A 10,278-nucleotide genomic window follows, 5' to 3' on the forward strand; every position below is an offset into this window, starting at 1 on the left:
ATTTCTCTGTTCCTGATGGTAATATACTGCATGTTTGTTGTCTTCGGGATTTACTTAACAAGTGTCAAGTTACGAATTAGTTCAACCAACTCTTTCTTAACTTCAACTGTTCCGAAGTGGGGTGCTCCATCTCTACGATTTTTCCTTTGTTTAATGTATATCCCACTTTATTCAAAACATCTTCCAGAGGTAAGGGTTCTGTACCTTCAATGTACTTACTAATAAACTCCCTTACCCCATCAAACCCTGTTACTTGTACAATTTCTTCAAAAAAAGTATCATCTTCAAAAGGCTGGTCTTTTCCGTATTTTCGCATTAATTGCATCACCATATCCTTCACTCCGTACTTTCCTTTCGACCACTCTCTCAGATACACGTCCAGACACAGGTTTAACAAAGCGCCTTTTAGATAAACATTGTAGTATTGATCCTGATTTTCCATAGGATTACGACTTAAACTCGTAATAGATAGTTCCGGATCAAACTCTTTCATGGCCTCCGCTTTTCCGGCTACTTCATCCAGAAATTCCTGAACACTTCCAAGACCTGTCCAAACCGGCATGTGTATAGTAAAGTACTCTGTCATTCCTTCGTATAACCAAATGTGTTTTGAAAACTCCGGTTCGTTATAATCGTAATTCTCTATTTCGTGAGAATGTAACCCTAATGGCATCAGTGTATGGAAAAATTCATGGCTTGCTATGCCGTATACATTTTGACGAATTACCTCCATATCCAACGGCATAAATAGTAGAATCAATGTCGAATTAGAATGTTCTAATCCGTCTCCCAATATAGAAGTCGATCCTGATCTGAAGTTGTGATAAATAATAAATGTGTACTTATCAACCGGCAATTGGTTATCCAGATATTTTGCCTGCCCCTGTAGCAGAGGTCGTATATATTCTGCAATGGCTCCCGAAATAGATTCTCCCGAAGTCGAATAGCAAGCCACTTCAACAGAAATACCGGGAAGCTCGATACTGGTTGTATCCGGTTTTGCATATAAAATCGGGTTATCTACCAACTGATGATAATCCTCTGCAAAAAACACATCTTCCTTTTCAGCCATCGTTTTCGTCAGACTGGTAGCCGGATAAATCCCTTTTTTCTTCCTTACTTTCACCTCTACCGCATGATCTGTATATCCTCTGAAATACCCAAACAGACTGTGCGGGGTAATTACGTATACACTATCTCCAAAAGAGCTCGCAGCTGAACGATAAAACCCTCTTTCCATGGTATCATCAAACTTCTCCCAGGCATCGTCCACCAGATAGGACAAAGAAGCTATCTGATTTGCTTTAGTTATTTCCCAGCAATTCTCACCCGTTTTCTGAACCTCCATCAATTGCCCGGTTTTATCATACACCTGAAATGAGCTGATGTATTGACCAAAATTCATGGCACCATAAATCCCGGGAACAATCTTAGGAAAACAATAGGTTAGTTTTTCTTCTGACAGACCATCAATTGTTAATTTGACCCGTATCTTATCATCTTTTACTTCCTGTATATTGGCTTCATAGTGATAAATTACCTCATCCTCCTGAGAATAAAATGGTAAGCCTGAAGAAAAAATAATGATTACGAGTGTACTAAAAATCCGGTTCATGCTTTTTCTGATTTGATCGTTAACAAAGAAAATAATTTCATCAGAAAAACAGATACCGCTCATGTATTAGTAGTCCTTACTCCGAATCAAGCCCCAGCTCTTTTGCTGCAATTTCCCGCATTTCTATTTTTCGGATTTTACCAGAGACTGTCATAGGAAAACTCTCCACAAATTTCCAATACTTTGGTACTTTGTAGTAAGCAATGCGTTCCTTGCAAAATGTTACAAGCTCCTGTTCGGAAACAGGTTCTCCCTGTTTCAGTTTAACCCACGCCATTACTTCTTCTCCGTATTTTTCACTCGGAACTCCGATTACCTGAACATCCTCTACAGACGGATGTTTGTAAATAAAATCTTCGATCTCCTTCGGGGAAATATTTTCACCACCTCTGATGATCAGATCCTTGATACGACCGGTAATTGTTATATACCCCTCATCGTCCATTGTTGCCAGATCTCCTGTATGCATCCATCTGGCATCATCCAGTACAGAATGGGTAGCTTCGGGATTATTCCAGTATTTTAAGAAAACAGAATATCCCCGGGTACATAACTCTCCGGCAACACCTCGCTGGACAATGTGACCGGTATCCGGGTCAATTATTTTTATTTCAAGATGATCATGCACTGTCCCTACCGTACTTACCTGTTTTTCTAAGTGAATACCTATTTTCGTCTGTACAGATACCGGAGAGGTCTCTGTCATTCCATAACAAATGGTCACCTCTTTCATATTCATTTTTGTCTGCACCTGTTTCATTATTTCTACCGGACAAGGTGAACCTGCCATAACACCGGTTCTCAAAGACGATAAATTATAATCCTCAAAATGAGTAAAATTAAGTTCTGCAATAAACATAGTCGGAACTCCGTATAATGAGGTACATTTTTCCTTTTCAACTGCTTTCAGCGCACTTTCAGCTGTAAAACTTTCTGACGGAATTACCATACAGGCCCCGTGTGCTGTACAACACAGGTTACCAATCACCATACCAAAGCAGTGATAAAAAGGAACGGGAATACAAACCCTGTCTTCACTGGTGTAATTCATCCGGATACCAATAAAGTAACCGTTGTTTAGAATATTATGATGAGACAGGGTAACTCCTTTGGGAAAACCTGTTGTTCCGGATGTATACTGAATATTAACCGGATCATCAAACTGCACTGCATTCTCAACTGCAAACAACTGATCGTCATTTACCTCACTGCTTTTCTCTACTAACGCATCCCAATCTCTGTCCAAAAAGTAAACTCTTTTCAGTGTTTCACTTTTTTTGCTCACTTCGTTCAACATACTTTCGTAATCACTGGACTTAAATTGTTTGGCAGCAATCATTGTACTTATTCCTGACTGATTGATAACAAATTCCAGTTCACCAATCCGGTAAGCCGGGTTTACGTTTACAAGGATTACCCCAATTCTCGCTGTGGCATACTGAATAAGTACCCACTCTGCACGATTCGGACTCCATATTCCGACGCGATCTCCCGGATGAACACCTACAGCCAGTAATCCTTTGGCAACTTTAGTCGTTTCAGCATAAAACTCACTGTAAGTATATCTACAGCCCTGTTCCACACATACTAAAGCATCATGATTCGGATATCTGGCTACAGTACGGGCAAGGTTCTGCCCGATTGTTTCCCCTAATAATGGAATAGTTGATTCACCAGTAACATACGACAATTCTGATCTCATTCTTTATACTATTTATCAAAAAAATTATAACTCCTTATAAGGAATCACCCGTTGTTTTTCGATAATAGCATAGCACACAATTTGTAACAGTTGTTGCTCAGCAAAAGTTGTTACCACACAGTATCCGCAGTTGTTCGGTTCTAATATACTTGTTTTCTAATTCAACGCCAATAGTCTCTGGTTATTTTATTTTTATTCAGAATAAAGCCAGTTGATCTCCTTCCTGTAAAGGTGGACAAAACAAATCAGTTCGTAAATGATTGGTCTGTTTTTCAGGAAAAAACCGCTTATGTGCAACAGCGAACTGTTGGCGGATGTTTTCAGCAAAATGTCCTTCCCCTCTCATCCTTTTACCAAAAACAGAACTATTGACAGCATCTCCATGCATAGAACGCAGTTGATTCAGTATTTTTTCAGAACGCTCCGGATAATGATGTGAAAGCCAGTTAGAGAAAATAGCTCCATTCGGACCGTTTAATCGTACAATCTGATAATGTATGCTACTGGCCCCGCACTCCGAAGCAGCTTTACATATCGAAAATATTTCTTCTTCATTCAGAGCCGGAATAACGGGTGCCAGCATAACATTTACAGGGATTCCTTTGCCCGCCAATAATTCAATCGTCTGAAGTTTCTTTTTTACGGAAGCAGTTCTCGGCTCCAGCTTTCTCCGCAAATCCTCTTTGAGAGTAGTGATACTGATACTTACCCCCACAAGTTGTAACCGGGCTAACTCCTGTAAAATATCTATATCTCTTTCAATCAATGCATTTTTGGTTATCACTCCGACAGGGTGTTTAAAATCAAGCAAAACCTGTAACATTTTACGCGTCAGACCTAACCTCTTTTCACAAGGTTGATAGCAATCCGTATTACCGGACAACATAATTGGTTTCACTTCCCAATTTCTTTTTCTCAGGGTTTTCTCGAGCAAATCAGGCGCATTTTTTTTCACCAATACTACCCGTTCAAAGTCAACACCTGCACTGTACCCCCAGTATTCATGTGTGGGGCGAGCATAACAATAGGTACATCCATGTTCACACCCCTGATAGGGATTCATGGAATAAGATAACGGGATATCAGGACTTTCAACCTTGTTTATAATCGTTTTCGGGTATACTTCTATGAAAGTTGTCTTACGATTTTCAACTTCTTCAAACTGCAAATCATCAAATGCGTCACCATCCCTGTTTTTCAGAAATCGACTTTCAGGATTTATAAAAGCACCCTGCCCTTTTGTTTTTTGCTGTCTGTCGGACATTCAACTAATCTTTCAGACAAAAATACGACTTTTTGATTAAAAAAAAATCAAAAAAAAGACTATTTAATAATCAAAACCTCTCCTATTACAAAAGAGAGCCTTTCTGTTAGATAAAAGTCACGTTTAACAGGAAGATCCTTTACTTTTACTCTAAACTCTGCACTTTCGTACCCTACAAATCCAGCCTTGAGGACAACTACTTTCATCGTAAGCACTTCAGGGACTTCCATTACGAACTCTCCTTCAAAGGTTGTTTTAACAACAATATCAGTCCCTACTAATTCTACATTGACAAAAGGAAACGGCTCTCCTGATTCATCCAGTATCCTTCCCCTGATAATCCGGAGTGAATCCTGAAGCTTCTGTTCCTCTATGTAGTTCTTTTCAACTTTAACAACAGTAAACATTCCCTGCCGTAAAGCCTCCCTATCAGATTTCATAGTAGCACCTACATTCCCTGTTATTAAAAAACTTGCAATAACCGATTGAATGATCGGATAGAGAGAAGTTGTTCGTCTGTTTCTCCTGTTTGTATTCAGTTGTTCGACACGAACTCTTCCACAAACTTTTACACCTTTACTTTCTACATATTTGACAATCTCTTCTTCCGAACAATTTGTCAAATCAAGTACTTTATAATCACAAGCGCTACATATCTTTCCTTTCTCCAACTCTGTCATGAACTCCCACTGCTGATTGCAGGGACTCGGAATAGTTATTCTTTTCTTCTTACTCATCTTTTATACTCTTTGACATTGAGATTGCTTTTCCTTCAAATTTCCACAAATTCACAGACTATTAGTATTGTGATTTTGTCTTCTTTTCCAGTAGGATTCATTTTCCCAACGTTTTTCCATGGCATAAAACAGATTATAATGCTTTAGGTAATGTCGCCAAATATTTTCTGAGCTTTCATAAAAGGATGTGTAAAACCGGGCTATTTTTTCTCTTTCCGGATCACGAATGAAATCTATGGAACAAATTTGTTTTGCTGTTTGAGCGGCCATCACCATTGCATTGTACATTCCCTGTGACGAAAGCGGGTCAAAACACATAGCAGCATCTCCAATCGCTATCCAATTCTTCTGACCAATGCTTTCCAGTCTATCGGTTCCAGCAGCTCTTGTTCCTAAAAAACAAGGATCAATTATTCCCCTAATTTCTAATTGTTCCTGAAGAGACGTATTCGCTTGTAATTTCTGTAGAATATAAGCAGCATCTTTTGTAGCTGCTTTATCAATCAAATCAGCATCCGTATAATAAGAAACCTGTATTCTTTCTTTATCAGGAAGCTGACTACAGTACCACCAACCGGATGCTTCGGGAAGAATCGTTGAAACCATTCGATCATCTGTTTTTTTTACGGTTACGCTTATGCAAATTTGCTGATCCTTTTTCACCCTGTTCAAATTCAACTTTTTCCTCAGAACGTTTGTTCTACCCGATGCATCAATCAGAAATTTTGCTCTTATTTTTCGTTTCTCATTTCCACTTACATAAATTTCCCAAAAATCTTCTCTTTCATTCAATGTGTGGAGCCTCCCCTCCAGCCTTTGAACAGGATATTGATTTGTTATCTTCCTCAGCTCTCTCACGAAAGCAGGTTTATCAATATTCCAACCTTCTCCTTCCGGATTTCTCAGTGCATCGGAATACACTGGATTTTCACTCCCCCAATACGACTTCATACCTATTGAAGGACTGCAAACGGTTGTATCAAGAGCACAAATCTTATCGTAAATCCCTAATTCTTTAAAAATTCGTTTACTGGAAGGAACTAACGACTCTCCCCATACCCCAGCCTGTTGATCCGGTTTATCAATAATGCAAACAGAGTATTTTTCACAAAGAAACATAGCCGAAATACATCCGGCTATGCCTCCTCCAATTATAAGAATATCTGTTTCCTCTGTCATCTATCTTCGTGCATTCAGTTGCTGTCGGAAACGCTCGTGTATGGTTATTACTTTCTCACCTGGTTTTACATATGTTTTCTCAGGAAGTTGTTTCACCGGTTCTATAATCTGCTCAGTTATCGCTGTTCCCAGCATTGTTGTTTGCAGATTAGCATCGGCTTTTACCCAATTCTCACTTAAGCTTTTCGTTGTCTCACTTACTGCCTCACTTTTCAACAGAACTTCTTTTTTCTTATCCGAAAGAATGCCTACGATATAATCGATCATATCCCCGATCTTATCCGTATCATCCTGCAAGAGATTTTCCAGAACCGGTCGGATTCTATCAACAGGTATAGTGATCCGGAAATGTTCTCTAAATAAATCGTGAATAGCCTGACAAAGATGGTTCAGCGTTTTAGGGTAAGCAACCTGTATTTTCTCCGGTAACTCCGGAACCTCCAAATCTTCCTGTAAAACGACTCCTACCCGATCAAAACTCGTGACCATTTTATTAATCACCTCTCTGTAATCTGTATATCGTGTCGGATGCCCCGGAAGATCGGATAACCACTCCTTCCGATATCGAAATTCTTCCATTTTCTGATCTGCGGGTAACTCTTCGTCCATTAACTGCTGGTATTGTGTGTACCCCAGAATATTATTCGGAACTCGTGCCGGCCAGAATGTAGGTAAATAGGGATCGTAGGTTGTATCATAACCATCCCTGCAGCTAGATGTGTCCGTTTGCCATGGAATGGCCATCCAACGCGTTATTCCTCCTGCAACCTGTCCCCCAAACGGATTTATGTCTGCCGTAACAATGCTGTAATCAATAGTTGCTCCATAATCAAGATGATCGCTTATCTTTTGGTTCTTATCGTGTGCAAACCTGAATGGTCCGCGATACATAGTTGGCATACGCACCGGCCACGTCATTTCACACCCCGGGTGAAAAGCATCCGCTAAACAAAAATCGAGTGCGGCTCTCGTTAACAGATCGGGTTGCTTACTCACCGGATACTCATCTATTGTACGATGTACTGCTTTTTCATCCAGATCATTCACAAAATCTCCCTGAACCCATTGCTCCAGGAATCGAAGCTGAAGAGAAGTTAATGTTGTATGCTGTCTTGGTGATCCCTGAGGAGGTAATTCAATTGCATCACCGTACAGCCAGGGCCATAAAGCCGGAGATTGTGATCCGGGAAGTTCAAACTGTCTGAACTGGTTATAAAGTGTTCGTCTGAACTCCAGATTAGTTGTCGACTGATCCGACAGCCTCTCTATCCATTCCTCATTTGTAAAGTTAAACGGACCGAGATAACCAAACATTTCTGAGAATCCTCTGTTTACCCATTGCAGATCTGCCATTCGCATAAAAATCGGCAGAATATCATCCTTTAATGATGGGCGCTGCGGACAAGGCAACATCTTTTGAGAAACTGCCAGATCACGCATTAAGTCCCACATAGTACGAACTGATTTCTGCATTGGAGCATAGTCCGGTGGTCCGCAAATCACCCAGGCAGGCTCAACCTGAAGCTCTTCACCTTTATAAATTACTTTAGCTGTAACGGGTCCGTCGGAAACATCATCATACCAGCCTTCATTATTTGCAAAAGTGATCGCAGGTTCTCCGTTTATATTTTCTGATTTTCCCTTTCCCCCTACAAGGTATAATCGGTTGGATTCAGGCTTCACAAACATATCGCCCAAATACACACTTTCATCCAAAAATGTACCTGTAAATGACTCTACGCATTTTGCTCCGTATTGTAAATCTTTTGTTGCGGTATCAGCGGCTATACAGGAAATAGATTTCTCCCCTCCGTCAATCACCAACGAATCTCTGTTCTTGATATTCATATTTCTGGGATTCGAAGCTGGGTATTCTTTTGCTTCCGGAATATCAAGAGCAATGTTAAAGTCATACCAGGCAGCTTTTTGATTCGCAAGATGACATGACCATGTAATTTCAACATCACCTAACTCTGCTCCGGTCAACTCTCTCACGGCCTCACCATTAGCATTTAACCCATATATGCGAAACTCTGCCGTTTGTCTTTTCAATCTCCCGTATTTATCTCTGTAAAAATCATCTCCATTCGGTATTGGATCAGGTACTAATGGTCCGGGATACACCTCATCACTGTTTCCTATTCGCATAATTCCGATAGGCGGGTAAATTGCAGCTTTGACTATACAGTCATCTATCTTTTCTGATTTGGCATGGTATGGGCAGGGAGTAGATTCCGGTTCTCTCATATTCCAACCGTTTGCACTGTAGCGTGTTTCAGCACTGTATTTATAGACTTCCCGTCTCGCTTCTGCTAATGTCCCAAATGGTAAATTTTGGGCAGGAACTCTCCAGATATTAAAATTCAGGTAATTTCCGAATTCAGGAAGCCCTTTCCGCATCGTATTCTGCTGTGGCAACACAACTTCTGCAATAGGATAAAACGGTTCTTTCCAGGTATTTTGTAAATCCTCTCCTGCGGCTGCATCATACTCTTTTACCTGAATTTCAAAATGGAATCGATAATCCCCGTTCAACAATCGGCTATGCAGATCTTCTGACAAATAATTCTTATCCTCAAGAGGGTTTGAGCTTTCTGGATTAACAGGACGAAGACGATATTTCACCATGTATCCATCTCCGAATTTAAAAGGAATTATCGCCCAGTAATTCGCTGTCAGGCAACTTCCTTCCGGGTGACTCATTTCTCCCAAAATTACTTTTGTTTCGGGATGTTTTTCAAGATAAGTATCCAGATCTCTATCTATCATCGAAGCAGTTGTGAATTGACACATCTGATCCGCATCCTTCACAAAAAAGCGATCAATATTTTGGAAAATAAAATCGGTATTCGGAGCGGAGAAAAAATCATTATTACTCTCTTCTCCAAACAATTTCATCCCAATTCCGATGGTAGAATTTAAATCTGCCTGATTAGGTGCTATATCACTGGAAAATCTCAGGATACATTCAAACGAGTTGTCCTTTGATGTATCAAAATTAAACACTCCCAAATCCTGTCCTTCGAGAAATTTTAATTCATCCGGGAGAGGTAACACTGAAAACCTTCCGGTTGCTATACCGTGTTGTTTTCTAAAAACAGCCCTCGGAGCAGGAGGTTTACCATTTGCAATCAATTTTTTCTGGTTAATGTCTACAAACATTTCCTTTAACCGTTCTATTGATCTTTTACCATCCGGATTCCAACAAGGGAAATCATTCACTGAATCATTTTTCATAGTTGTTTAGTTTAAAAAGATAAGTAGTTCAAAATTAGTTCATACTCAATTACAAATGCAATCGAGTAATATCAAAGTAACCCTTTTATTCTCCAAAAAAGAAGAGGGTTTCTACCTGTTTCAGCAAGTAAAAACACCTGTTTTTATTTAAACGCTTTACTTCTGTAGATCAAGTATATATTTCTACTGTCGAATCACTTTTTCAATCCACATTTTCTCTTTTGCGTATACTTCTATAGTATACATTCCCGGCGAAAGAACAGAGAGATCAACAACATTACCTTCTGATTCGAGTATTCTTTTCCCTTGCATATCTGTAACACAGACATGAATTTCTCCTGTTACATTACCAATTGTCACAAGCCCACTTGTCGGATTCGGATATATTGAGATGTTCTCTATCTCTTCCGAATCCATTAGATCCAATGTTGTAATACTATAACAGGATGAAGTGTCGGTACAGCCCTCATTGGTTGTCACAATCACTGCATACGTCCCGTTCTCTTCAGGAGAAAAAACTGCAGTTACAGCTCCCTCAACAGGA

The 10,278-nt window shown here is 39.9% G+C and carries 7 protein-coding genes; all 7 read right to left on the reverse strand.

Annotated features, from left to right (window positions below):
- Positions 1 to 76 precede the first annotated feature (76 nt).
- Positions 77 to 1,615: a M61 family metallopeptidase gene (locus AC4PL9_RS14190; RefSeq protein ID WP_491605407.1), complete on the reverse strand. Its 1,539-nt coding sequence runs from the start codon at positions 1,613 to 1,615 to the stop codon at positions 77 to 79.
- Positions 1,616 to 1,691: 76 nt separating this feature from the next.
- Complete coding sequence (locus AC4PL9_RS14195; RefSeq protein WP_491605408.1) at positions 1,692 to 3,317, reverse strand: AMP-binding protein; 1,626 nt, start codon at positions 3,315 to 3,317, stop codon at positions 1,692 to 1,694.
- A gap of 196 nt (positions 3,318 to 3,513) precedes the next feature.
- Complete coding sequence (locus tag AC4PL9_RS14200; protein WP_491605409.1) at positions 3,514 to 4,581, reverse strand: PA0069 family radical SAM protein; 1,068 nt, start codon at positions 4,579 to 4,581, stop codon at positions 3,514 to 3,516.
- 59 nt (positions 4,582 to 4,640) lie between these two features.
- Complete coding sequence (locus AC4PL9_RS14205; protein ID WP_491605410.1) at positions 4,641 to 5,318, reverse strand: carboxypeptidase-like regulatory domain-containing protein; 678 nt, start codon at positions 5,316 to 5,318, stop codon at positions 4,641 to 4,643.
- Between the two features lie 51 nt (positions 5,319 to 5,369).
- Positions 5,370 to 6,497, reverse strand: coding sequence for an NAD(P)/FAD-dependent oxidoreductase (locus AC4PL9_RS14210; protein WP_491605411.1), 1,128 nt, complete (start codon positions 6,495 to 6,497; stop codon positions 5,370 to 5,372).
- Positions 6,498 to 9,734 (reverse strand): LodA/GoxA family CTQ-dependent oxidase, encoded by a 3,237-nt coding sequence (locus AC4PL9_RS14215; RefSeq protein WP_491605412.1) that lies wholly within the window; start codon positions 9,732 to 9,734, stop codon positions 6,498 to 6,500.
- A gap of 183 nt (positions 9,735 to 9,917) precedes the next feature.
- Positions 9,918 to 10,278, reverse strand: a 361-nt coding sequence (locus tag AC4PL9_RS14220) for a T9SS type A sorting domain-containing protein (protein WP_491605413.1), incomplete at its 5' end; no start/stop codon positions are given.

It is taken from the genome of Wandonia sp., from assembly GCF_984588085.1.